We start from the raw sequence: 25,997 nt of genomic DNA on the forward strand, positions 1-25,997 counted from the left end.
GTGCATAAGGTGGCTGATTTTTATCTGTTCAGCCGAGATCCCCAATCCATCCACAGGCCGATCTACTCTTTACGCTATCTTTATCACTTTGATTTTGATTAGATTTTTTTGATATCTCGGTACAATTATCCCAATTGCCCCCAACGCACTCCCCGCCGCACATGCTCGCGCCTTAAAACATCGTTAATCTGTGCATTGTCTTTAACCCTTGCTACTCACAGACTCTTAGAAATAGAAAAAAGAAAGATCTCTCTTTTTATAATTTGAAAGGCATGACTTTGAGCGCTGAAAATCGTAAAGTCCTGAAAGTGCTTGAAGGCCAGAGCCTTTCACCGCCGCCAATCTGGCTGATGCGTCAGGCTGGCCGCTATCTTCCCGAATATCGTCAAACGCGAGCACAGGCCGGAAGTTTTCTCGATCTCTGTTATTCACCAGAACTGGCAACGGAAGTAACGCTCCAGCCAATCCGTCGTTACGCATTCGACGCTGCCATTCTATTTTCCGACATTCTCGTCATTCCAGATGCCTTGAATCGAAACGTCACGTTCACCGAAGGCAAAGGCCCTGAAATGACGCCGATCACCGCCGATGAGATTTTGGCTTTACCGGAACAATCGGTTTTCCCGCATCTGAACCCGGTGATCGAAACAGTGTCCCGATTGCGCCAGACATTGCCGGATGAAACCACCCTGCTTGGATTTTGCGGCGCCCCCTGGACGGTGGCAACCTATATGATCGCTGGCCACGGCACCCCCGACCAGGCCCCGGCCCGCCTGTTTGCCTATCGTCATCGGCAGGCTTTCCTGCGGCTTCTGGATCACCTCGCCGATCTTTCTGCCGAATATTTGCAGGCCCAGATCGATGCTGGTGCAGATGCCGTGCAAATCTTCGATTCCTGGGCTGGGGTTCTGGGCGAAGAGGAATTTGCGGATTTTTGCGTCAAGCCGGTCAAACGGATCATCGACAAACTGCGTCTCAACCGTCCCGACGCAAAAATCATCAGTTTTGCGAAAGGGGCTGGAACGCTCCTGAAGGATTACCGTCGCCAGACCGGAGCCGATGCAATTGGACTGGATTGGAGTGTGCCTTTGTCCTTTGCCGCCGAGTTGCAAAAAGACGGACCTGTTCAGGGTAATCTCGATCCGATGCTGGCGGTTGCCGGTGGCCAAGCAATGCGCGATGGCATAGACAGGATCCTCGATCGGCTTGGCGCCGGTCCGTTGATCTTCAATCTAGGCCATGGGATTACGCCACAAGCCGATCCGGAAACGGTGCGAGAGCTCGTGCAGCATGTCAGGCAAAAGGTGCAATGAGATGAATGGCAGGCAAAGCGGAGAAACAGCTGGGAAGACCGCACGCCTGCGGGCCTTGGTGGCCCTTGCCATTTTTTGCCTGATCGCTATTGCCTTGTTTTGGGCCGGTCCCGATCAATCCTATCTCTGGATAAAGGCCTTGCATGTCATCGCGATCATCTCCTGGATGGCGGGCCTGCTCTATATGCCTCGGCTCCTGATCTACCATTTCGATGCACCGAAGGGATCGCTCCAGGCCGAGACATTTGCGGTTATGGAGCGTCGCCTGATGAATGTAATCATGCGCCCGGCCATGGCTCTTTCCTGGATTTTGGGTCTCTACCTCGCCTGGTCGGTGTTCGGATTCCAAGGCGGATGGCTGCATGCCAAACTGGCTGCGGTTGTTTGTCTCACCCTCGCGAATGAATATCTCGGCATGGCCACAAAATCCTTTGCAAAAGGCAATTATCTGAAAACCCCGCGATTTTGGCGGGCTTTCAATGAAATTCCGACAGTCCTCATGATCGTGATTGTTATTCTGGTCATTGTAAAACCCTTCTAAAGCAGGGTTCTCGCTGACAAGTTGACCAAAATGTGAATGAAATTTCCGCCGCCTCTTGCGGCGCGCCCTGTGAATCGCTATTTTCCCGCTACCCCTCTTCATGGCATGCATTTCTCGTCTTCGCCGGTTTCGCTGGCAGAACCGAATTTATCCCCCGCACGCCTTCCCCAACAGTTTTAAATTATGGTCCCCTTCATGGCTGAAATGAAGCTACAAGAACTCAAGAGCAAATCGCCAACCGATCTGCTGGCCTTTGCGGAATCGCTTGAGGTCGAAAATGCCAGCACCATGCGCAAACAGGAATTGATGTTTGCCATTTTGAAAATGCTGGCTAGCCAGGATGTTGAGATCATTGGTGAAGGCGTTGTCGAAGTCCTGCAGGATGGTTTCGGTTTCATGCGCTCGGCCAATGCCAATTATTTGCCAGGTCCGGACGATATTTATATTTCGCCATCGCAGATTAGGCGGTTTTCCCTGAAGACCGGCGACACCGTCGAAGGTCCAATTCGGGGACCCAAGGAAGGCGAGCGCTACTTCGCGCTGCTGAAAGTCAATACGATCAATTTCGAGGATCCGGAAAAGATCCGCCATAAGGTTCACTTCGATAACTTGACCCCGCTTTATCCCAATGAGCGGTTCAAGATGGAACTGGAGATCCCAACCTCCAAGGATCTTTCTTCGCGGGTTATTGATCTCGTTGCACCGCTTGGTAAAGGCCAGCGTGGCTTGATCGTCGCGCCGCCGCGGACCGGTAAAACCGTCCTGCTCCAGAATATCGCTCATTCCATTACCGCCAACCATCCGGAATGCTACCTGATCGTTCTTCTGATCGATGAGCGTCCTGAAGAAGTGACGGATATGCAGCGTTCCGTGCGAGGCGAAGTCGTTTCCTCCACCTTCGACGAGCCGGCCGTGCGCCACGTTCAGGTCGCGGAAATGGTGATTGAGAAGGCCAAACGGTTGGTTGAGCACGGTCGTGACGTTGTCATCCTGCTCGATTCCATTACCCGCCTTGGCCGCGCCTATAACACCGTTGTTCCGTCTTCTGGCAAGGTCCTGACCGGTGGCGTGGATGCCAATGCATTGCAACGCCCCAAGCGCTTCTTCGGCGCCGCGCGTAATATCGAAGAAGGCGGATCGCTGACTATTATCGCAACGGCATTGATCGATACTGGCAGCCGTATGGACGAAGTGATCTTTGAAGAGTTCAAAGGCACCGGCAATTCGGAAATCGTGCTTGACCGCAAGGTCGCCGACAAGCGTATTTTCCCGTCCATGGATATTCTGAAATCTGGAACGCGCAAAGAAGACCTGCTGGTGCCACGTCAGGATCTGCAGAAGATCTTTGTTCTTCGCCGGATTCTCGCCCCAATGGGAACAACCGACGCAATCGAATTCCTGATCGACAAATTAAAGCAGACCAAGACCAACGGCGATTTCTTCGAGTCGATGAATACCTGATCGCTATCGCGTTCTTAAGCCGGATTCATAGTTACAACCTCCGACCGAAAGGCCGGGGGTTTTGCATTTGAGGTACACTGTTGATTATGAAGGTTTCGGCGTGCATCCGGGCACAGGACAGGTTGCGCTTAGGGAGTGAGTTCAAGCAATGGCAGGCGATACTATTTTTGCCCTCTCGACCGGATCGCTTCCGAGCGGTGTAGCCGTCATTCGGTTATCGGGTCATGATGTCCAAGCCGTTTTAACAGAACTCTGTGGGATGGTGCCTGTGCCACGCCAGGCCACGTTACGATCGATTCGGCACCGTGATGGACTGGTGATTGACCGCGGACTGGTCCTTTTCTTCTCCGGCCCCTCCTCCTTCACTGGTGAGGATTGCGGGGAACTGCATGTGCATGGAAGTCGCGCCGTGGTGAGCGCATTGCTCTCTATGCTGGCCTCGTTCTCCGGTTGCCGACTTGCAGAGCCAGGAGAATTTTCGAGACGGGCTTTCGAAAACGGCAAGCTGGACTTGATCGAAATTGAAGGTCTGGCTGATCTGCTGGCAGCGGAAACAGAGATGCAGCGGCGTCAAGCTCTAGCCCAGGCCAGCGGCAACGCGACTGGTATCTATGAGGGATGGCGAGAAAAATTGATCTATGGCCGTGCGATGATTGAGGCTGAGTTGGATTTTGCCGATGAAGGCGATATTCCCGGGTCCGTGTCAGACCAAGTTTGGGATACCATTATAGACCTCCGCACGCAGATTTCAGCGGCTATTGTCGATGACCGGCGAGGTGAGATCATTCGTGACGGTTTCAACGTTGTGATTGCTGGGCCTCCTAACGCTGGCAAGTCGAGCCTCATCAATGCGCTTGCCGGTCGGGATGTAGCGATTGTGACGCATTATGCCGGGACGACACGGGACATTCTGCAATGTGATATAGATCTTGAAGGTTATGTCGTTCGCTTGTATGACACCGCCGGTATTCGAGAGACCCAAGAGGTCATCGAACAGGAAGGCATACGGCGGGCGTTGCGCAAGGTCGAAGAAGCCGATCTCGTTTTGTTGCTTGATGACGTTTCATCTCCAGGCCAAACAATCAATATTGTTTCGGTTCCGGTTATCACGATCGGTACAAAAGTCGATCTTGGATCGGCAAAGGATGAAACTGAACGAGATCTCGTCATTTCAACTTACGTTGCTGACGATGTGGATAGGGTTCGAAGCGTAATTCTTGATTCGATTCGGAAACGGTTTGGTCAGAGTGAATCTGTCATCCCAAGTCGCTTGCGACATATTGAATGCCTGCGAGATGCAGTTTCTTTCATTGATCAGGCCTTGGATGGGCGACTGAGCTTGGAAATCAGGGCGGATTTCCTCCGTTTGGCCAGTGACTCACTGGGTCGCCTGGTTGGGCGTATCGATACCGAAACGCTTTTGGGCAAAATCTTTTCGGAATTTTGTGTCGGAAAATGATTCACGTGAAACATTGGTGGTCGAGATGAAAATGATGCCGCGGCGATTTGATGTGATTGTGATTGGCGGTGGGCATGCTGGCAGTGAAGCTGCCTATGCGAGCGCGCGGCTTGGTGCGCGGACTTGCCTTGTAACACATCGGCGCGATACGATTGGCGTTATGTCCTGTAATCCGGCCATTGGCGGTTTGGGCAAAGGGCATCTTGTCCGGGAGATTGATGCCCTGGGCGGGTTAATGGGCAGATGTGCCGATGCCGCAGGTATTCAGTTCCGGTTGCTTAACCGGAAAAAGGGACCGGCTGTGCGAGGGCCGAGAACTCAGGCCGACCGAAAGCTTTACCGTCAAGCCGTACAGAATGTTCTTTTCAATCATCCGCAGCTCGAGATCATTGAAGGGGATGTGTTCGATCTTGATGTTGAAAATGACACGGTTAAAGGGGTCATTTTGGCTGACGGGAAAAGCCTGTCCAGCGCGTCAGTGATATTGACCTCCGGTACTTTTTTGCGCGGTCTGATCCATATTGGACAAACAAAAATTCCGGCCGGACGTGTGGGGGAAGCCCCTTCACTCGGTTTAAGCGTGACATTGGGGCGGTTGGGGCTGAGGCTGGGGCGGTTGAAAACAGGAACACCAGCCAGGTTGGATGGTCGAACCATCAATTGGTCCCAGCTTGAAATGCAGGCGGCTGATGAGCAACCAGTCCCGTTCTCTTTCATGACCGACCGGATTACCAATCCGCAGATCGAATGTGGAATCACCCGTACCACTGCCGCAACCCACAAAATCATTCGAGATAATATTCATCTCTCCGCCATGTATTCCGGGCAGATCGAAGGTGTTGGCCCACGTTACTGTCCTTCGATTGAGGACAAGATCAGCCGGTTTGGAGATCGGGATGGCCATCAGGTTTTTCTGGAACCGGAGGGTCTGGATGACCATACGGTCTATCCGAATGGAATATCGACCTCTTTGCCGGAGTCCGTACAGAAGGAGTTCATGAGAACCCTGCCCGGCTTGGAGAACGTTACGATTCTCCAGAGCGCTTACGCAATCGAATATGACCACATAGACCCGCGTGAATTGTCGGCGAGCCTCGAGTTGAAACGGCTGAGTGGACTTTATCTCGCTGGGCAGATTAATGGAACCACTGGTTACGAAGAAGCTGCGGCACAAGGTTTGGTAGCGGGGTTGAATGCTGCACGCACGGCAGGCGGCCAGGATGTGGTTCATTTCAGCCGGGCTCAATCGTATATTGGCGTGATGATTGATGATTTGATCAGCCATGGCGTGACTGAACCCTATAGGATGTTCACCTCGCGTGCCGAGTTTCGTTTGTCGCTTCGGGCAGATAATGCCGATATGCGTTTGACGCCTATTGGTATCGCGCTCGGATGTATCGCTTCAGACCAAGAGAAACGGTTTAAAGACTACAAGCATCAGATTGATGACACGATCAGTATGCTTGAGACGAGGAAACTAACACCCAATGAAGCGGCTGCCGCTGGCATCCCTGTTAATCAGGATGGGCGCCGTCGCACTGCCTTTGAGCTATTGGCTTATCCCGACATTTCGATTGTCAATCTCTCCCGGATCTGGCCTGAACTTTCTGCTCTGGATAGTAAGGTCGCGGAGGCCGTTGAAATCCATGCGACCTATGCTGTTTATATGGATCGACAAAATGCCGATATTGCCGCAACCAAACGAGATGAAGACAGGTTGATTCCAAAGGATTTCGATTATGCTTCGTTATCGGGCCTATCCAACGAGTTAAAGCAGAAATTGGAAAAGATCCGTCCTGAAAATCTCTCCCAGGCCGCCAAGGTTGAGGGCATGACCCCAGCGGCTATTTCTTTACTTATCGCTTTCTTGAACAAAGGTGTGTTGCGACATGTCGGTTGATGCAATGTCCGCGAGTCTCTTTCAGCGGCTTACCGGCCTACGTGTTTCACGTGAAACATATGAAAAACTGGACCATTTCGTTGATCTGTTTGGAAAGTGGTCCAAAGTCATCAACCTTGTTGCCAACTCCACGAAAGATCAGGTCTGGCACAGGCACGTCGTTGATAGCGCACAGCTGTTTAAACTTCGCCCGAACCCTCAGCACTGGATTGATTTGGGAAGTGGTGGTGGATTTCCAGGCGTCATTACTGCGATTTTATTGTCGGAAACTAGCACCGGCTGGGTTGATTTGGTCGAGAGCAATAACAAAAAAGCAGCTTTCCTCCGCACGGCTCTGATGGAAACCGGCGCCCGAGGCAGGGTTCATCCCGCGCGAATCGAAGAGGCACATAAAAATCTGTCGGACTGCGATTTAATTTCGGCACGAGCGCTTGCGGATCTCGATCTGCTTTTCTCTTATGCGTCTCCCTGGGCCGAAAAAAACAAAAATCTTAATTTTCTCCTGCATAAAGGCCGGGATTACCAGTCTGAAGTTAACAATGCGCGTGACCGATGGACGTTCGATCTGGTAATACATCCTAGCGTGCTTGAAGCCGACTCTGTCATCCTGGAAGTGAGCGGGCTTGCACGATCAAAGTAAGATCAGTCAGGTGACCTCATGCCCTACGAGAAGAACCGGATCATAACCATTGCCAATCAAAAGGGCGGTGTCGGTAAGACGACGACCGCTATTAATCTTGCAACCGCATTGGCTGCGATTGGCGAACGAGTGTTGATTGTCGATCTTGATCCCCAAGGCAATGCAAGCACGGGGTTAGGGATTGACCGCCGTGACCGCAAATTGTCCTCCTATGATTTGCTGATTGGAAGCCATAGCGTTTCCGAAACGGTTATCGATACGGCTGTACCTAACCTGTCGATTGTTCCCTCCACCCTCGATTTGTTAGGGCTTGAGATGGAAATCGCCCAGAAGGCTGATCGAGTGTTTCGTTTGAAGGCTGCCTTGCAGTCGCAAGATGGATTGGCCTATTCCTATGTGCTGGTTGATTGCCCTCCGTCTTTTAATTTGCTGACAATGAACGCCATGGCTGCGGCGCATTCTATTCTGGTGCCGCTCCAATGTGAGTTTTTTGCACTGGAAGGCCTTAGTCAATTGCTTGAAACGATTGGTCAGGTCAGGCGCAACGTTAATCCCACTTTGGATATCCAAGGCATTGTTCTGACAATGTTCGACTCCCGGAATAATCTCGCTCAGCAGGTGGTAACAGACGTCCGCAGCCATTTGGGTGAAAAGGTTTATCACACGCTCATTCCGCGCAATGTAAGGGTCTCGGAAGCACCATCTTATGGCAAGCCGGCTATTCTTTATGACCTGAAATGCGCAGGCAGCCAGGCTTATCTGCAATTGGCGTCAGAAGTTATCCAAAGGGAGCGGCAACGTCGCGCGGCTTAGATCGTCTGTCCTGCGCCTATCGGTATAGTTTTGACGATTTGAATGGTGTTGACGTGGCGAGTAAAAACCTACTCCAGCGTGAAGAGTGAACGAAGAGGTTCGTGATGAACGACGATATTTCGAAACGGCGTCTTGGTCGTGGTTTGGCTGCCTTGATTGGCGAGATGGATCAACCCGTTCCTGTCGATGAGAGTAGAGCCTTGGTCTCTGCCGACCGGATGGTGCCGATCGAGTTTGTGTCCCGTAATCCACGCAATCCTCGTCGTTACTTTGACGAAACGGTTCTTCAGGAGCTTGCTGGCTCCATTCGCCAGCACGGCATTGTGCAGCCGGTCGTCGTGCGAACGATTGGGACAGGCCGCTACGAGATCATTGCTGGCGAAAGACGCTGGCGTGCAGCCCAGTTGGCGGGACTGGTGGAAATTCCCGTCATCGTTCGCGATGTGGATGATCGCACCGCTCTGGAATTGGCAATTGTCGAAAACGTTCAACGTGCCGATCTCAATCCACTCGAAGAAGCGATGGGATATGAGCAGCTGATCGCAGAACACGGATATACCCAGAACGATCTCGGCGAGATCATCGGCAAGAGCCGAAGCCATGTGGCCAATAGCTTGCGGCTATTGAAGCTTCCTGATCCCGTGCGCGATATGCTGGCCGATGGTTCTCTATCTGCTGGCCATGCTCGGGCTTTGGTCTCGACATCCGATCCGAATAGCTTGGCACGCCAGATCGTGTCCAAGGGTATGTCGGTCCGAGATGCTGAACGTCTGGCGCAAAACGACATCAAGGGTCAAGGTCAGCCGAAGCCACACGTGGTGCCCGCAAAGGATTCAGATACGGTCGCATTGGAGAGAAGCCTGTCGGACCGTTTGGGATTGGACGTATCGATCAATCACAAAGGTGGCGGTGGCCAGCTTCGAATCAATTACAAAACCCTGGAGCAACTTGAGGAAATCTGCCGGTTGCTCGAGGCGCGCTAACCTCTGAATGGATTTTTCTGCTACCGTTTATCTATGGAATAGAGCCGAAGATCATTTTCTTTGACATTTCCGACCTTGAAAAGGCCAATGGGAGAAGCCGTTAGCGGCTCCTCCGCGCTGATTGCAGGGCAATGGCCAGTAGTGTTTGAAGCGATAAGCTATCTTCCAATGATGGCTGACGTCTGCTGGCCAGAATGGCCGCCTGTAATCGCCGCATCTCGACTGCAAGAGCGTCGGATGGCCAATTCTTTAAAGATTTTTCAAACAGTGGCTTTCGCTTGAAATGGATCTGACGGCCAAGCGTTTGCATGACTTGGCCAGCCTGTTGACGCTTTTCGTCCATTTCACTCCGCATGATGTCCAGTAACTGAAACTGCCTGAGGCAACCCTGGAGAACAAGGAACATGGGCGTTTTGGAGGTGGCAATTTTCTGGACGGCATGCAGCAGGGCATCGGCATTGCCGGCAAGCACGGCATCCACCGCCTCATCCGTTGAAACGGCGCTCGCATCGCCGATAATCTGTTCGACATGGGTTTCATCGACGAGATCGTCATGCAGACAATAGAGCAGCAGCTTGGATATCTCATTGCGAGAGGCCCGACGGTCACCGCCCAGACTTTCACTGAGCAGGGAGCGAGCCGCAGGCGTTAGTCTTTTTCCAGCGGCGCTGAACTCCGCGTCAATCAAGGCATTGATGGCGCGCGCATCGTCCTGGTAGCAAGGAATAACTGCAATATTGCGGGATGGTTCGGCTATTTTGCGGGTCGCCGATCCCTTTTTGAGATCCCCAGCTTCAAGGATAAGGCAACTGGATTCAGGCGGGTCCTTGGCAAGAATTTGTAGCCCATCCACCACACTTTTTTCATTGGCGATACCACGGATCCAGACAAGCCTGTCCCCGCCGAAGAGGCCGAGGGCATTCATCTCATCCAATAGTTTCCCCGGATCGCTCTGCAGGTCGCTACTATCCAGCCGAATGACCGAGAAGGGATCGTCAAGCGCAACGCCAGTCGATTTGGCGAGCGCTGCGGCCCGCTCAGCCACAAGGCCGACATCCGGGCCATAGACCAGGAACATCTTGTAGTGACGGACCGATTTTTGCAGAAAGCCATCGAATTCGTGTGACTTGACTTCAACCATGGCTTCAAGTCTCTCCGCTTGACCGTCAGTCAGACAGGCAGTGCAGCAAAGTTAAAATGCTACGGCATCATGCGTTTGAGTAAACGTATGATGCCGTAGAGTTCGTCAGGAAAAAGTAGAATCGGTTTTCCAAAGAGACAAGCCGGATTGAAGGAGGTCTATAGGTTGTCCGGCTCAACGTGATCCCAAGCAACCTATAGCGCTGTGCATTGTGAGTTCAAGAACATCCCATCGAAGATTACCGGGCTCTCCATGTTGGCAAAACCCACGTTTATTATTTGCGAACCAGCAGGCTAGCCAAATCCGCAGAGATCAACTCGGCCAATTCCCGTGCAGCGCGATTTTCAGCATCTCTTACAGCGCGAAGCTTGGCAAATTCCTGGGTCGGAAAGTCCACCAGCGCCACGGCCTGACGATGGGCGATACGCATGACTGAAAGGTCGCTTGCCTTCTTCAGGGTATAGTCAGCGCTGACCGTCACGCGGCCAGCTGTTGCTCGGTCGGTGCTTTCGTTGATCAGAACTTCCGTCGTGTCAGTTTTAACGGCAAGCGTTAAAAAGTATTCGGGATGGGCCGGTTCACCCTGCCCACCGGCAGCAAGGAAGATCAACCGGTTGCGAACCTCTTGTCCAACTCTGTCCGTTGCCGGAGAGAAGCCGATGGAGGCCATCAATTTACGGGTGCCCAGCGCTTCGCCGTAGAGCGGTCGGACCTGGCAGCCCGCGAGGGCGCCAAGCAGGCCAACGGATGCGGCGAGAACCGCGCGGCGGGATAAATTTACGCGTGAATCAGACGACAATGTTCACAATCCTCTGCGGAACCACAATGATCTTCTTAGGCGCCTGCCCTTGAAGAGCGGCTTTGACGGCATCCAGATCGAGCACCGCTTGGCTGACGGCATTCTGATCCGCATCGCGCGCAATTGTCAATTCGGCCTTCTTCTTGCCGTTGATCTGCACCGGCATGACCACTTCGTTTTCCGCCACCAATTCAGCGTCGAAAACCGGCCAATCCGCTTCCGCTACCATCCCTGAATGGCCCAGTACCGCCCAGCATTCCTCGGCCAGATGCGGCATCATCGGAGCAATGATTTGGATCAGTATGTCCGTGGCGTTGCGCACCGCAGCGGCGAAGTCAGCATCGGCCTGTCCAGATGCCACCTGCGTCAGCGGGGCTGCCAGAGCATTGAGCAACTCGTAAATCCGCGCCACGGCCTTGTTAAAGGCCAGTTTGTCCAGATCTGCGCCGACAGCCTGCAAGGTCTTGTGGGCAACCTGGGAAACCGCCCTACCCGCACCATCCTTAGCCGGAGTCGATGCAGAGGTTCTCAGCACGTCGGCAGCCTCGGAAACCAGCCGCCAAAGCCGCTGGACGAAGCGGTGCGATCCTTCGATACCGGCTTCCGACCAGATCACGTCGCGATCCGGTGGTGAATCAGACAGAACGAAAAAGCGGGCGGTATCGGCACCGTAGGAGCCCAGAATATCGTCGGGGTCGATGACGTTCTTTTTCGACTTCGACATTTTTTCGACGGAGCCAATTGTCACTTCCTCGCCGGAGGACAGAAGGAAGGCGCGGCGTGTGCTATCGACATCCTCGACGCGGATATCCGCAGGCGCGACCCATTCGCCATTCGTGCCGCTACCAAGACGGTAGGTCTCGTGGACGACCATGCCCTGGGTAAACAGACCTTTGAAAGGCTCGTTGACGGCCACATGGCCGGTCTCGCGCATGGCTCGGGTGAAAAAGCGGGAGTAGAGCAGGTGCAGGATCGCATGCTCGATGCCGCCGATATATTGATCGACTGGCAGCCAATGATTGGCCACAGCCGGATCGGTCGGCTTGTCTTCCCATGGTGCGGTGAAACGGGTGTAATACCAGCTGGAATCGACAAATGTGTCCATCGTATCGGTTTCACGCCGGGCTGGCTTGCCACAGCACGGGCAGGAAACGTTGCGCCAGGTCGGGTGGCGGTCCAGCGGGTTGCCAGGTACGTCGAAAGTGACATCATCCGGCAGCTTGACTGGCAAATCCTGTTTCGGAACCGGAACAACACCACAGTCATCACAGTGAATAACCGGGATCGGGCAGCCCCAATAGCGCTGGCGTGATACGCCCCAGTCGCGCAGGCGGAAATTCACCCGGCGCTCTGCGACAGGTTCATTGCCGAGCTGTGCAGCGGTGAGTTTTCCTGCGACGACATCGAAGGCTTGCTGTGTCGTCAAGCCGTCCAGAAAGCGGGAATTGATCATCACGCCGTCACCGTCATAGGCGGTATCGCCAACGGTAAAGCTTGCGGCGTCACCATCTTTCGGCATGACGACCGGCACGATCGGCAAACCGTATTTGCGGGCGAAATCCAGGTCGCGCTGGTCTCCGGACGGGCAGGCGAAGATCGCGCCCGTGCCATAGTCCATCAGCACGAAATTGGCGATATAGACTGGTAATTCCCAGCTGGGATCGAGCGGATGCTTGACCTTGATGCCGGTGTCCAAGCCCTTTTTTTCGGCGGTTTCCAGCGCAGCAAGCGAGGTCCCTGCCCTGCGGCATTCGTCGCAGAAGGCAGCGATGTCGCTGGATGTTTCCGACAGTGCCTTGGCCAGCGGATGGTCGGCGGCGATTGCCAGGAAGCTGGCGCCGAACAGTGTGTCAGGGCGGGTCGTATAGACCTGCACGTCGGTAAAGCCCTGCGGGCCGGTGCCAGCTGCGATCTCCCAGCGAATGGCCAGGCCTTCGGAGCGACCGATCCAGTTCTTCTGCATCAGCCGAACCTTTTCCGGCCAGTGATCCAGCGTGTCCAGGGCGTCCAGCAGATCCTGGGCGAAATCGGTGATCTTGAAGAACCATTGCGTCAGTTCGCGTTGCTCGACTAGTGCGCCGGAGCGCCAGCCACGGCCATCGATCACCTGTTCATTGGCCAGAACCGTTTGATCGACCGGGTCCCAGTTAACCTTGGACTGCTTGCGATAGACCAGGCCCTTTTCCATCATGTCGAGGAAGAGATATTGCTGGCGTTGGTAATATTCGACATCGCAGGTGGCGAATTCACGCGACCAGTCCAGCGACAGGCCCATGGATTTCAGCTGGGCGCGCATGGAGGCGATGTTCTGATAGGTCCAGTCCTTGGGATGAACCTTGTTCTGCATGGCGGCGTTTTCGGCTGGCATGCCGAAAGCGTCCCAACCCATCGGATGCAGAACGTTATAGCCGCGGGCGCGTTTGTAGCGAGCCACAACATCGCCCATGGCATAATTGCGCACATGGCCAATATGAATGCGGCCAGACGGGTAGGGGAACATCTCGAGTACGTAGTATTTTTCGCGAGGATCGTCGTTATCGGTCTCGAAGATTTTCGCTTCAGACCATTTTTCCTGCCAACGAGGTTCCGCATCGCGCGGATTGTAACGTTCTGTACTCATGGGATGCTACGTCCGGATTGCTTGAAAATTTGGGTGGACCTTCACCATGAAACAGCCCTAGCGTCAAGGTTTTGCGCCGGAATCGGGCCAGTCTGGGGCGCATTCCTTGCTGCGGTGCCGATAATGCGCTTGCAAGCCTCTTGCCTTTCGCGGCCAGTGCCGCGAAAACAGGCGGAATTTCAAAATATGGATGGCTGGCGATGACCATTGAAGAACGACTGGATGAGGTGCGGACCCGGATCGCCGCTGCGGCCCGCGAAGCTGATCGGACCCCGGCGGCGGTGACGCTGGTCGCCGTTTCCAAAACCTTCGATGCGGAGGCGATCCGCCCGGTCATCCTACATGGCCAGCGGGTGTTCGGTGAAAACCGGGTGCAGGAATCGCAAGGAAAATGGCCGGAGCTGAAAGCCGAAACACCTGGGATCGAACTGCATCTGATCGGACCTTTGCAATCCAACAAGGCAGCGGAAGCCGTGGCGCTGTTCGATGTGATCGAAACGGTGGACCGGGAAAAGATAGCGCGCGCGCTGGCCGAGGAAATGGCCAAGCAGGACCGCCGTCTGCGGCTTTATGTGCAGGTCAATACCGGGTTGGAGCCGCAAAAGGCGGGCATTGCCCCGCAGGACACGGTGGATTTCGTCACGCTTTGCCGGTCGGAACTCGGCCTCGATATTGTCGGACTGATGTGCATTCCGCCAGCCGATGAAAATCCCGGGCCACATTTCGCTCTTCTGGCGAAGCTGGCCGGGCAATGCGGCGTCGAGCGTCTTTCGATGGGCATGTCAGGTGATTATGAGACGGCTATTGCCTTTGGCGCCACCAGTGTGCGGGTGGGATCGGCGATTTTCGGCCATCGCTGAGTACTGTTGATTTCACCAACAAAACCCTCAAAACAAAACCCCGGGGCTGAGCCACCGGGGTTTGAATTTTCCAACGCTGATATGCCGGATCAATACTGATCGTCTTCTTCTTCGGGAGTGGTCGATTTCAGCGATTGCAGCTTCTTGAACACCGCATTGGCGTCGATTTCCTTTTCCTCTTCCTGGGCGTAGAAATCGAGATGTTCGGTCTGCGATGCCGATTGCAGGGTGGCACCAAGCTCGGCAGCGGTCGGCAGAGGCCGGCCCTTCGAGGCCTTTTCCACTTCCATGTCCAGATCGATCTGGCTGCACAGGCCAAGCGTCACAGGGTCCATCGGTGCGAGATTGGCCGAATTCCAGTGGCTGCGGTCGCGGATCTGCTCAATCGTGCTCTTGGTGGTGCCGACCAGCCGGGAAATCTGCGCATCCTTCAGTTCAGGATGATTGCGCACCAGCCAGAGAATGGCGTTCGGGCGGTCCTGACGCTTGGAGACCGGCGTATAGCGGGGGCCACGGCGCTTCGAATCAGGCACGCGCACCTTTGGCTCGGAAATCTTCAGCTTGTGGGCAATGTCTTTTTCGCCGCGCGCGATCTCGTCGCGGGAAAGCTGGCCGGTGGCAATGGGATCAAGACCCTTGATGCCTTGTGCGGCTTCGCCATCGGCAATGGCTTTTACCTCAAGCGGGTGCAGCTTGCAGAACTGGGCGATCTGCTCGAATGACAGCGCCGTATTGTCTACGAGCCATACGGCCGTTGCCTTTGGCATAAGCAGTGTCTGGGCCATGCAATTACAATCCTTCTGTAGGTACGCGCCGTCGGGCGCGAGCCGTGGATACAACCAGAATTTCCGGGAAATCACCGGCTATATACGCCGGTTGACGCAGAAATGCAATTCTTTGAAAGACAAATGACCTTTGTCTAATTGCCGCCATGTGGCGACCTGATAAGAATTGACAGTATGACACCTATATCATGATGCAGAGCCACTGCACCGCATCATGCCAGGTCGCATGTTGAGAGAGGTGAGGAGCTCTCCGCAGCCTGTCATGGCTGCGTCACATCAGGAGGAATTCATGTCTGCGAAGACCTATCCCGTTTTAAAGGCCGCCAAGGCCCAGGCTTTGATCGATAACGACAAATACCTGAAATGGTACGAGGAAAGCATTGAGGAGCCGGAGAAATTCTGGTCCAAGCACGGCAAGCGGATCGATTGGTTCAAGCCATATACCAAGGCCAAGAACACCAGTTTCAAGGGCAAGGTACCGATCAAATGGTTCGAGGACGGGCTGACCAATGTCTCCTATAATTGCATCGACCGGCATCTGAAAACCCACGGTGAGCGCACCGCGATCATCTGGGAAGGGGACAATCCCTATATCGACAAGCGTATCACCTATAATCAGCTTTATGACAATGTCTGCCGGCTCGCCAATGTGCTGAAAGCGCATGGCGTTAAGAAAGGCGACCGCGTCACCATCTATATGCCGATGGTGCCGGAAGCGACCTACGCCATGCTGGCGTGTTCGCGTATCGGTGCTGTGCATTCGGTGGTGTTTGGCGGTTTTTCGCCTGAAGCGCTGGCTGGCCGGATCGTCGATTGTGAATCGACCTTCGTGATCACCTGTGACGAAGGGGTGCGCGGCGGCAAGCCGGTGGCGCTCAAGGAAAACACCGATGTCGCCATCGACATTGCGGCGAAACAATATGTCATCGTCAACAAGGTGTTGGTGGTGCGCCGTACGGGCGGCAAGGTCGGCTGGGCTCCGGGGCGCGATCTCTGGTACCATCAGGAAATCGCCAAGGTGAAGCCGGATTGCCCGCCGGTGAAGATGAAGGCGGAAGATCCGCTGTTCATTCTCTACACGTCCGGCTCCACCGGTAAGCCAAAGGGCGTGCTGCACACGACCGGTGGCTATCTCGTCTATGCGGCGATGACCCACGAATATGTGTTCGATTACAAGGACGGCGAGATATTCTGGTGCTCGGCAGACGTGGGCTGGGTCACCGGCCATTCCTATATCGTCTATGGGCCGCTCGCCAATTGCGCGACGACGGTGATGTTCGAAGGCGTGCCGAATTTCCCCGACCAGGGACGGTTCTGGGAAATCATCGACAAGCACAAGGTCAATATTTTCTATACCGCGCCCACCGCCATCCGCTCGCTGATGGGGGCCGGAGACGATTTCGTCAAGCGTTCCTCGCGCTCCAGCCTGCGATTGCTGGGCTCGGTCGGTGAGCCAATCAATCCGGAAGCCTGGGAATGGTATTATAACGTGGTCGGCGATCAGCGCTGCCCGATTGTCGATACCTGGTGGCAGACCGAGACTGGCGGCATTCTCATCAGCCCCCTGCCCGGCGCCACGGATCTCAAGCCCGGTTCCGCGACCCGGCCGTTCTTCGGCGTCAAGCCGGAGCTGGTGGACAATGAAGGCAAGGTGCTGGAAGGGGCGGCCGACGGCAATCTTTGCCTGATCGACAGCTGGCCGGGACAGGCGCGGACGATTTACGGCGACCACAATCGCTTCGTTCAGACCTATTTTTCGACCTATAAAGGTAAATATTTCACCGGCGACGGCTGCCGTCGTGACGAGGACGGCTATTACTGGATCACCGGTCGCGTCGATGACGTGCTGAATGTCTCCGGCCACCGTCTGGGGACTGCCGAGGTGGAATCGGCACTGGTTTCCCATCATCTGGTTTCAGAGGCTGCCGTGGTCGGTTATCCGCATGGCATCAAGGGTCAGGGCATTTATTGCTATGTCACGCTGATGGCGGGCCATGAGGGCAATGAAGACTTGCGCCAGACATTGGTGAAACATGTTCGGTCCGAAATCGGCCCGATTGCGGCTCCTGACAAGATCCAGTTTGCCCCCGGCCTGCCGAAAACCCGATCCGGTAAGATCATGCGTCGTATCCTTCGCAAGATCGCCGAGGACGATTTCGGCGCGCTGGGCGATACCTCGACGCTCGCCGATCCTGGCGTTGTCGACGACCTGATTGCCAACCGGCAGAACAAGGCATCCGCCTGAGACTATTTCTCTCAGGCTTTGCAAAGGGGGCGGGGTCTCTCCGCCCCTTTACCAAGCCGCTCACGCATTCTCGCTGTGAACGAATAAGAAAATGAACTGTCGGCTTCAATGGCAGTTCATATTACCAGCATTTTCAAGCGGAACTGGCCGGGTTTTGAATGGCACTCGTAAAGTGCAATTAAACAGACTATATGGGGGATCTTACTGCGGAACGACCCTTACCTGACCTTCGAGCCGGTCGGTGACAGGCCTCCACAGTCCATTCGAGTGTTATGGCGGGTGCGCGATGTCAGTCCTGCGCGGCGCTGTAGTAGGAGTTCCCATGGCCCGGGTAGACCAATCCGACGACTGGCGCGAAAAACACGCGCCGACCATCAGCACGTTCGAGTCGCTGGCAATCGAAGCTTTCGGCAATTTACCGAAGGAATTTCGCGACCTGACCGGAAACCTGATCATCGAGATTGCCGATTTTCCTACCGACGACGTGTTTGAAGACATGGCCCTCGAAACGCCCTTCGATCTGTTGGGCCTGTTCGAAGGGCGCGGCATTTCCGAGCGTTTCAGCATGGAAACCGGCGAGGTGCCAAATAAAATCACCCTCTATCGCCGCCCCATTCTCGACTATTGGGCCGAAAATGAGGAAACACTGGGCGATATCGTCACCCATGTGCTGATCCACGAGATCGGCCATCATTTCGGTCTGTCCGACGATGATATGGAGCGGATCGAGGAAAGCGTTGACGACGGAATGGCCGACCGGTCGTAACGTCTGCAAAATTTCGAAGAAAAAGTTTTCGCGATAAGGGCGGCGCACTCTGATGGGCGCGCCGCCGCTTTGTTTGTTATGCCTCAAGGCCAATCAGCAGATCCTTGGCGTCGATCTGGTCACCGGCCTTCACCAGCACTTCGGCAATCTTGCCATCGCGTTCGGCATGCAGCGCGGTTTCCATCTTCATTGCTTCGATAGAGAGCAGCACGTCTCCGGCTTTTACAGACTGCCCTGCCGAGACAAAGACCCGCGAGATGACACCGGGCATCGGCGCGCCGATATGGGCGGCATTGGCGGCCTCCGCCTTACGGCGGGCGGCGGCCCCTGAAGCCCCATGGCTGCGGTCCGGCACCTTGATACGGCGTGGCTGACCGTTCAGCTCGAAAAACATCGTCACCAGGCCCTGGGCATCGGGAGCACTGGCGGCCTGGTTGACGATGACCAGCGTCTTGCCTTTTTCGATTTCGGCAAACAATTCCTCGCCGTCGCCCATGCCGTAGAAATAGGAATGGGTCGGCAGGACCGAGACCGGGCCATAGGTATCGGAGGCCAGGGCGAAATCCGTGAACACCTTCGGATACATCAGGTAGGACGCGAATTCGAAATCACTGACACTGCGCTCCAGCTTGTCCTCGATGGTCTTGCGTTCGACATCGAGATCGGCGGGCGGTAAAAGCGAGCCCGGCACATCCGTATATGGTTTTTCGCCCTTCAACGCCTTCTTTTGCAGGCTCTGCGGCCAGCCGCCGGGTGGTTGCCCGAGGTCACCCTTCAGCATCGAGACGACCGAATCGGGGAAGGCAATATCCTTATCCGGATTCTCGACATCGTCCACCGTCAGGTCCTGCGCCACCATCATCAGTGCCATATCGCCCACCACCTTGGAAGATGGCGTGACCTTGACGATATCTCCGAACATCTGGTTGACGTCGGCATAGGTCTGCGCCACTTCGTGCCAGCGGGTTTCCAGCCCCAGCGAACGAGCCTGTTCCTTCAGGTTGGTGAACTGGCCGCCGGGCATTTCATGCAGATAGACTTCGGAGGCTGGACCCTTGAGATCGCTTTCGAAGGCCGCATATTGGCCGCGGACCGCCTCCCAATAAAAGGAAATGCGACGGATCCATTCCGGATCGATCCCCGGATCGCGTTCGGTCCCGGCCAAAGCCTCGACGATCGAGCCGAGGCAGGGCTGGGATGTATTGCCCGACAGCGCATCCATAGCCGCATCCACCGCATCCACACCGGCATCAATAGCGGCCAGCACGGTGGCGGCGGAAATACCCGATGTGTCATGGGTGTGGAAATGGATCGGCAGGCTTGTCGCCTCACGCAGCGCCTTGAACAAGACTTTCGCGGCAGCGGGTTTGAGCAATCCGGCCATGTCCTTGACGGCGATGATATGGGCGCCTGCCTTCTCCAACTCGGCGGCGAGAGCGGTATAATATTTCAGGTCGTATTTTGGCCGGGCGCTGTTCAGGAGATCGCCGGTATAGCAGATTGCCGCCTCGCACAGCTTGTTTTCTTCCTGCACGGCGTCCATGGAGACGCGCATATTGTCGACCCAGTTCAGGCAGTCGAACACCCGGAACAGGTCGATGCCGCCCTTTGCCGCCTGGCGGACGAAATATTTCACGACATTGTCAGGGTAATTGGTATAGCCGACGCCGTTTGCGCCACGCAGCAGCATTTGCAAGAGCAGGTTGGGTGCACCTTCGCGGATCAGTGCCAACCGCTCCCACGGATCTTCCGTCAGGAACCGCATTGAGACGTCAAAGGTTGCGCCGCCCCAGCATTCTAGCGAGAGCAGATTGGGCAGGGCGCGGGCATAGACGCTGGCAATCCGGGCAATGTCATTTGTGCGCATCCGGGTGGCCAGCAGCGATTGATGGCCGTCGCGCATGGTCGTGTCGGTCAAAAGCACACGCGGTTCGTTGCGCATCCACTCGGCAAAGCCCTTGGGCCCCAGCGTATCAAGCTTCTGCTTGGTGCCATCGGTGATACTGGCATCAATATAGGGAATGACCGGCTTTGCTGCCTTGTCTGAGGGCTTGGGACGGCCCTTGGTTTCCGGGTGGCCGTTGACGGTCACGTCGGCCAGATAGGTCAGCAGCTTGGTTGCCCGGTCCTGGCGCTTGACCTGGGCGAACAGTTCCGGCGTGGTATCGATGAAGCGTGTCGTATAGGTGTTGTTGCGAAATTTCGGATGGCCGATGATCGCTTCCAGGAAGGTGAGATTGGTGGCGACACCGCGGATACGGAATTCGCGCAGCGCCCGATCCATTCGGCTGATCGCCTCCTGCGGCGATGCCCCAGCAGCGGTCACTTTCACCAGTAGCGGATCATAAAAACGGGTGATGATCGCGCCGGTATAGGCGGTGCCGCCATCAAGCCGGATGCCGAAACCTGCCGCCGAGCGATAGGCGGTGATGCGGCCGTAATCGGGAATGAAATTATGCTCCGGGTCCTCGGTCGTGACGCGGCATTGCAGGGCATGGCCATGCAGGCGGATGTCTTCTTGGCGGGGAACGCCCGATTCCGGCGTGCCGATGGCAAAGCCTTCGAGGATGTGGATCTGCGCCTTGACGATGTCGATACCGGTCACCACTTCGGTGACGGTATGCTCGACCTGGATGCGCGGATTGACCTCGATGAAGTAGAATTTTCCAGTATCGGCATCCATCAGATATTCGACGGTGCCGGCACCGATATAGCCGGTGGCTCTGGCAATTTTCAGCGAATAGGCGGCAAGTTCCTGGCGCTGCGCCTCGGAAAGATAGGGGGCCGGTGCTCGTTCCACGACTTTCTGATTGCGGCGCTGCACCGAGCAGTCGCGTTCGAAAAGATGCACGGCATTGCCATGGGTATCGCCGAGGATCTGGCTTTCGACATGGCGGGCATTTTCCACCAGCTTTTCCAGATAGACTTCATCCTTGCCAAAGGCGGCTTTTGCCTCGCGCTTGGCTTCCGTCACTTCGCGCGCCAGATCGTTTTCGGAGCGGATCACCCGCATGCCGCGCCCGCCGCCGCCCCAGGACGCCTTGAGCATCAGCGGATAGCCGATCTCGCCTGCCATTTTGGCCACGGTGTCCATGTCATCAGGCAGCGGTTCGGTGGCTGGCACCACGGGAACACCCACTTCGACGGCCAGATTGCGGGCGGCGACCTTGTTGCCCAATTGCCGCATTGTATCCGACGTCGGGCCGATGAAAATCAGGCCTGCATCGTTGCAGGCATCGACAAATTCAGGACTTTCGGACAGGAGGCCATAGCCTGGATGGATGGCGTCCGCGCCGGACAGCTTGGCGACACGGATGATTTCCTCGATGGAAAGATAGCTTTCGATCGGGCCGAGATCCCGCTTCAGATGCGGGCCGCGACCGACCTGATAGCTTTCGTCTGCCTTGAAACGATGCAGGGAGAGCTTGTCCTCCTCAGCCCAGATGGCGACCGTTTTTATGCCGAGTTCATTGGCAGCCCGAAACACGCGGATGGCGATTTCGGAGCGATTGGCAACTAGGATCTTGGAAATAGACAAATGGGCCTCCTCTTCATCAGGCGCTCATTGTGCGCCTGCGAAGAGAATCCATAGCGGTTTGCAAGACATCGCGCAATTTAGGCAAGTCAGCAGAACGATGAAAATATCAGCTGATCAGGCCAAGGCGGTAAGCAATTGCTACCATATGTTGCCGGTTTTTGGCGTTCAACTTATCCTGCAATTCGTTGACATACCAATCGACGGTGTGGTTCGAAATCTCAAGCAATTTGCTCATCTCGTTCGAGGTCATGCCCTCCCCGAGATAATTGAGAATTTCAAGCTCACGCCGGGTCAGGCGCACATCGACTTTTTGCACCATCGACAGCAATTCGTCTTCGCCATTGATTTCCGCCAGCCGCCAGAAGGCGCATTTCGCCACCGTGTCGAAGAGCATGATCTCAATCGGGGTCAGCTCCACCGGTCGTCCGCCAATGGTCATGTTGGCCAGCAGTCCACCCCGTCCGTGGATGGGGAAGATGTAGCCTTCTTCGAGACCAAAACGCTGGGCATCCATCATCATCCGCTGCATGCGTTTGAAATGCGGGTCCTGGCTGAACGCCGTCAGCGTTTCGCTCCAGCGGAACGGCCGTTGCGCTTGCGCGAGATAGCGAATGGCAGGATCGATCAGCACAAATTTTTTCGTAATATAAATTTGCGGCCATTTTTCCGGCCACCGTCCTGCAAGCACCAGAGACATGGGGTTTTGGTCAGGCTTTGGACTGCGCACTAGGCCGTAATAATCGAATTTATAAAACTCGAGAAGTTTCTCCAACTCGAGGATCAGCTCCTCTCGACTTCGGCATCCCTGAGATACAGCCAAAAACTGTATGAGATGATTGACACTCACACGCACCCCCTAGGTTCAGCAGCAGACTGAACATTAACATTCTCTAATTATTATCAAACACTATTTCTTAAAATACACGTTAAGCTTATGTGTTTGTTAATTCGGCTACCTGAAATTTTACCCATAGCAAGCATGGTGAAAAAGAGAATTCCAAAACCGGACTTTGCACAACATCTGCGGGTCTGTATAGGCAGCGTTCAGGTTCGTCTCCTTAAAATATCGTGATACGATGCCTCAACCGGCCAATTCGAAGCCGATCAGGAGAAACTGACGCCATGTCCCTGTTGCAAATTTACTGGCGAGCCTTGCAATATCTTGCCGCTTACCGTCTGAAGGTTAGCATCGTGGTGACGGCCAACGTCATATTGGCGGTGATCACCATTGCCGAACCGATCCTGTTTGGTTGGATCATCGACGCAATTTCCAGTGGCAAGCCAGTCAAGGATATTCTGTTCCTGTGGGGCGGCTTTGGTATATTCAACACGATTGCTTTCGTGCTTGTCGCCCGCGAAGCCGACAGGCTGGCGCATGGCCGCCGGGCCAGTCTTCTGACCGAAGCCTTTGGCCGGATCATTTCCATGCCGCTGTCCTGGCATCATCAGCGCGGCACGTCCAACGCGCTGCATACGCTGCTGCGCGCCAGTGAGACGCTGTTTGGTCTCTGGCTGGAATTCATGAGAACCCATCTGGCCACGGCCGTGGCGCTCGTGTTGCTGGTGCCGACCGCCTTTTCCATGGACGTGCGCCTGACGCTGGTGCTGATCGTGCTTGGTCTGATCTATGTGGCGATCGGCAAGATGGTGATGGACAAGACCAAGGATGGTCAGGCCTCCGTCGAGAGCCACTACCATACGGTGTTTTCCCATGTCAGCGACACGATCAGCAATGTCTCTGTCGTGCATAGCTATAATCGTATCCAGGCCGAAACCTCGGCCCTGAAGACCTTTACCAGCAAGCTGCTCGATGCTCAGTATCCGGTGCTCGACTGGTGGGCGATTGCCAGCGGCCTCAATCGCATCGCCTCTACCGCTTCGATGCTGATCATCCTGATTATCGGCACCATGCTGGTGCAGAGCGGCGAATTGCGGGTCGGCGACGTTATTGCCTTCATCGGCTTTGCCAATCTGCTGATCGCCCGTCTCGACCAGATGCGCCAGTTTTCGACGCAGATCTTCGAGGCGCGCGCCAAGCTGGAAGATTTCTACGTGCTGGAGGATTCCGTGCAGGATCGTGATGAGCCGGCTGGCAATCGCGATTTGCAGTCTGTACGTGGCGATGTTGAATTCCGCCATGTCTCCTTCGATTTCGCCAATACCACCCAGGGCGTCAAGGATGTGTCCTTCACGGTCAAGGCCGGACAGACGATTGCCATCGTCGGGCCGACCGGTGCCGGCAAGACCACCCTGATCAACCTGCTGCAACGGGTGCATGAGCCGCAGCATGGGCAGATCCTGATCGATGGTGCCGATATCTCCACCATTACCCGCCAGTCGCTGCGCAACTCGATTGCGACCGTGTTTCAGGATGCAGGCATTCTCAACCGGTCGATTGCCGATAACATTCGCATCGGGCGCGAAAATGCGACGGACGAGGATATCGTCAAGGCGGCGGAGGCTGCTGCGGCCACCGACTTCATCGAAAGCCGTCTGTCTGGCTTCGATACTGACGTCGGTGAGCGTGGCAACCGTCTGTCGGGCGGCGAGCGGCAGCGTATCGCCATTGCCCGTGCCATCCTGAAGGATGCGCCGATCCTGGTACTGGACGAGGCAACCAGTGCGCTCGACGTGGAGACCGAAGAGCGGGTAAAATCCGCTATCGACCGGCTGCGCCAGAACCGCACAACCTTTATCATTGCCCACAGGCTATCGACTGTGCGTGAAGCCGACCAGGTCCTGTTCCTGGACCATGGCCGTATTGTCGAAATGGGTGGTTATGATGAATTGAGCTCCAAGGGTGGCCGTTTTGCAGCCTTGCTGCACACCAGCGGCTTGTTGAACGATGACGACAAGGTCGCGGTGAAGGCCTGATAAATCAATCATTCTATCTGGTAAAAAGGCGTGGCTCCGAAAGGAGCCGCGCCTTTAGTCTGTCAATGCTCTATTCCGGTTTTAGCCGGCTCTCAGTCAGTTCCACCCAAAATGCCGTGCCGGTCGGGATGATGTCGTCATTGAAATCATAGCGCGGATGATGGAGCGGCGGGTCGTTTTCGGTGCGTTTGGTGCCGAGGAAGAAGTAGGTGCCGGGCTTTTCCTGGAGCATATAGGCGAAATCCTCGCCGCCCATAGTCGGACGCGGCATATCGAAAACCTTGCCTTCGCCGGCAAAGCGTCTGGCAAGATCGCGCACGTAATCGGTTTCCGCCTTGTGATTGACGGTGGCTGGATAGCCCCGTTCATAGTCAATCTCCACGGTCATGCCGTAGCTGGCCGCCTGCCCTTCGGCGATAGCTCGAACGCGGCGTTCCAGTTCATCGCGCACATGATCGTCAAAGCTGCGGATGGTCAGGACCATTTCCGCCCGCTCCGGGATCACATTACTGGCGGCACCGGCATGAAAGCCGCCGACAGTGATGACGACGGGGTCGAGCGGGTGGATATTGCGTGACGCTATGGTTTGCAGCGCCATGACGATGCTGGCGCCTGCGACGATCGGATCGCTGGTGCTTTGTGGTTCGGCACCGTGGCCACCCCGGCCAATCACGGTGATCTTGCATTCATCGACCGAAGCCATGATCGGCCCTTCCCGGAACGCGAAGTGGCCGAATGCAATGCCGGGGTCGTTATGCAGGCCAAAGACCGCATCGCAGGGGAAGCGCTCGAACAAGCCGTCTTCGATCATCAGCCGCGCGCCGCCGAAATTTTCTTCCGCCGGTTGGAAAATCAGATGCACGATGCCATCGAAATTGCGGCGCTCCGCCAGAATACCGGCAGCACCCAGCAGCATGGCCGTGTGACCGTCATGGCCGCAGGCATGCATCAGGCCGGGCGTGAGGCTGGCATAATCAAGGCCGGTCTCTTCAGTGATTGGCAGAGCATCGAAATCCGCGCGTAGTCCGATGGAACGCTGGCTGGTCCCATTGCGCAAGGTGGCGACAATGCCGGTGCGGGCCAAACCCCTGGTGACCTCATAGCCCATGGCCTCCAGTTTTCCCGCCACATAATCGGAGGTGTGAAACTCCGATAGTCCCAGTTCCGGGTGCTGATGGAGGTAGCGCCTGATCTCGACGACATCTTTCATGGCATTGGAGAAAAAGAGAGACATAGTTAACCTAAAGTGTGGATGGTCT

General features: G+C 55.5%; 19 protein-coding genes. 12 read left to right on the forward strand and 7 right to left on the reverse strand.

Annotated elements, in window-relative coordinates; genetic code table 11:
- The first annotated feature begins 272 nt into the window (after nt 1–272).
- The 8 genes from hemE to ASB66_RS17730 all read left to right on the forward strand — a co-directional run bounded on the left by hemE (nt 273) and on the right by ASB66_RS17730 (nt 9,110).
- Nucleotides 273–1,313 carry a uroporphyrinogen decarboxylase gene (gene hemE, locus ASB66_RS17695; protein ID WP_060718824.1) on the forward strand — a complete coding sequence of 347 codons (1,041 nt, stop codon included), beginning with the start codon at nt 273–275 and terminating at the stop codon, nt 1,311–1,313.
- A 1-nt stretch (nt 1,314) separates the two neighbouring features.
- Nucleotides 1,315–1,854 carry a protoporphyrinogen oxidase HemJ gene (gene hemJ / locus ASB66_RS17700; protein ID WP_060718823.1) on the forward strand — a complete coding sequence of 180 codons (540 nt, stop codon included), beginning with the start codon at nt 1,315–1,317 and terminating at the stop codon, nt 1,852–1,854.
- A gap of 195 nt (nt 1,855–2,049) precedes the next feature.
- On the forward strand, nt 2,050–3,315 hold the full coding sequence (rho, locus tag ASB66_RS17705) for a transcription termination factor Rho (RefSeq protein ID WP_015917602.1): 1,266 nt from the start codon (nt 2,050–2,052) through the stop codon (nt 3,313–3,315).
- Between the two features lie 148 nt (nt 3,316–3,463).
- The gene (gene mnmE, locus ASB66_RS17710) at nt 3,464–4,774 is read left to right on the forward strand and encodes a tRNA uridine-5-carboxymethylaminomethyl(34) synthesis GTPase MnmE (RefSeq protein ID WP_060718822.1); all 1,311 of its coding nucleotides are present in this window, start codon (nt 3,464–3,466) and stop codon (nt 4,772–4,774) included.
- A 34-nt stretch (nt 4,775–4,808) separates the two neighbouring features.
- Nucleotides 4,809–6,674: a tRNA uridine-5-carboxymethylaminomethyl(34) synthesis enzyme MnmG gene (gene mnmG, locus ASB66_RS17715; protein ID WP_114386855.1), complete on the forward strand. Its 1,866-nt coding sequence runs from the start codon at nt 4,809–4,811 to the stop codon at nt 6,672–6,674.
- 4 nt (nt 6,675–6,678) lie between these two features.
- Nucleotides 6,679–7,314: a 16S rRNA (guanine(527)-N(7))-methyltransferase RsmG gene (gene rsmG / locus ASB66_RS17720; protein WP_060718919.1), complete on the forward strand. Its 636-nt coding sequence runs from the start codon at nt 6,679–6,681 to the stop codon at nt 7,312–7,314.
- A gap of 18 nt (nt 7,315–7,332) precedes the next feature.
- Nucleotides 7,333–8,127: a ParA family protein gene (locus ASB66_RS17725; protein WP_015917598.1), complete on the forward strand. Its 795-nt coding sequence runs from the start codon at nt 7,333–7,335 to the stop codon at nt 8,125–8,127.
- A 104-nt stretch (nt 8,128–8,231) separates the two neighbouring features.
- On the forward strand, nt 8,232–9,110 hold the full coding sequence (locus ASB66_RS17730) for a ParB/RepB/Spo0J family partition protein (RefSeq protein WP_060718821.1): 879 nt from the start codon (nt 8,232–8,234) through the stop codon (nt 9,108–9,110).
- Nucleotides 9,111–9,210: 100 nt separating this feature from the next.
- Here the strand turns inward: ASB66_RS17730 and holA are convergent, their stop codons facing one another.
- The 3 genes from holA to leuS all read right to left on the reverse strand — a co-directional run bounded on the left by holA (nt 9,211) and on the right by leuS (nt 13,670).
- A complete protein-coding gene (gene holA / locus ASB66_RS17735; RefSeq protein ID WP_060718820.1) occupies nt 9,211–10,251 on the reverse strand; it encodes a DNA polymerase III subunit delta in 1,041 nt (346 codons plus the stop codon).
- A 274-nt stretch (nt 10,252–10,525) separates the two neighbouring features.
- Entirely contained in the window at nt 10,526–11,050 is a 525-nt protein-coding gene (gene lptE / locus ASB66_RS17740; protein WP_060718819.1) for an LPS assembly lipoprotein LptE, read from the reverse strand.
- The gene (gene leuS / locus ASB66_RS17745; protein ID WP_060718818.1) at nt 11,040–13,670 is read right to left on the reverse strand and encodes a leucine--tRNA ligase; all 2,631 of its coding nucleotides are present in this window, start codon (nt 13,668–13,670) and stop codon (nt 11,040–11,042) included. The genes lptE and leuS overlap by 11 nt, the downstream gene beginning before the upstream one ends.
- 200 nt (nt 13,671–13,870) lie before the next feature.
- On the opposite strand from leuS, the gene ASB66_RS17750 reads away from it, so the two are divergent.
- Nucleotides 13,871–14,530, forward strand: coding sequence for a YggS family pyridoxal phosphate-dependent enzyme (locus ASB66_RS17750; protein ID WP_060718918.1), 660 nt, complete (start codon nt 13,871–13,873; stop codon nt 14,528–14,530).
- Nucleotides 14,531–14,619: 89 nt separating this feature from the next.
- On the opposite strand, the gene ASB66_RS17755 is transcribed toward ASB66_RS17750, so the two are convergent.
- Nucleotides 14,620–15,315 carry a DUF1013 domain-containing protein gene (locus ASB66_RS17755; RefSeq protein ID WP_015917592.1) on the reverse strand — a complete coding sequence of 232 codons (696 nt, stop codon included), beginning with the start codon at nt 15,313–15,315 and terminating at the stop codon, nt 14,620–14,622.
- Between the two features lie 289 nt (nt 15,316–15,604).
- On the opposite strand from ASB66_RS17755, the gene acs reads away from it, so the two are divergent.
- Both acs and ASB66_RS17765 read left to right on the forward strand, forming a co-directional pair.
- Nucleotides 15,605–17,560, forward strand: a complete 1,956-nt coding sequence (gene acs, locus ASB66_RS17760) for an acetate--CoA ligase (protein ID WP_060718917.1) — start codon at nt 15,605–15,607, stop codon at nt 17,558–17,560.
- A 322-nt stretch (nt 17,561–17,882) separates the two neighbouring features.
- Nucleotides 17,883–18,326 carry a metallopeptidase family protein gene (locus ASB66_RS17765; protein WP_015917590.1) on the forward strand — a complete coding sequence of 148 codons (444 nt, stop codon included), beginning with the start codon at nt 17,883–17,885 and terminating at the stop codon, nt 18,324–18,326.
- A 76-nt stretch (nt 18,327–18,402) separates the two neighbouring features.
- On the opposite strand, the gene pyc is transcribed toward ASB66_RS17765, so the two are convergent.
- Nucleotides 18,403–21,864, reverse strand: coding sequence for a pyruvate carboxylase (pyc, locus tag ASB66_RS17770; RefSeq protein ID WP_060718817.1), 3,462 nt, complete (start codon nt 21,862–21,864; stop codon nt 18,403–18,405).
- Between the two features lie 106 nt (nt 21,865–21,970).
- A complete protein-coding gene (locus ASB66_RS17775) occupies nt 21,971–22,711 on the reverse strand; it encodes a helix-turn-helix transcriptional regulator (RefSeq protein ID WP_060718916.1) in 741 nt (246 codons plus the stop codon).
- A gap of 275 nt (nt 22,712–22,986) precedes the next feature.
- On the opposite strand from ASB66_RS17775, the gene ASB66_RS17780 reads away from it, so the two are divergent.
- Entirely contained in the window at nt 22,987–24,738 is a 1,752-nt protein-coding gene (locus ASB66_RS17780) for a glucan ABC transporter ATP-binding protein/ permease (protein WP_060718816.1), read from the forward strand.
- A gap of 70 nt (nt 24,739–24,808) precedes the next feature.
- Here the strand turns inward: ASB66_RS17780 and ASB66_RS17785 are convergent, their stop codons facing one another.
- Nucleotides 24,809–25,948: a M20 aminoacylase family protein gene (locus ASB66_RS17785; protein WP_060718915.1), complete on the reverse strand. Its 1,140-nt coding sequence runs from the start codon at nt 25,946–25,948 to the stop codon at nt 24,809–24,811.
- Nucleotides 25,949–25,997: the final 49 nt, after the last annotated feature.

The sequence above is a fragment of the Gillisella vitis genome (genome assembly GCF_001541345.2).
In the GTDB taxonomy this organism is placed as follows: Bacteria; Pseudomonadota; Alphaproteobacteria; order Rhizobiales; family Rhizobiaceae; genus Allorhizobium; species Allorhizobium vitis.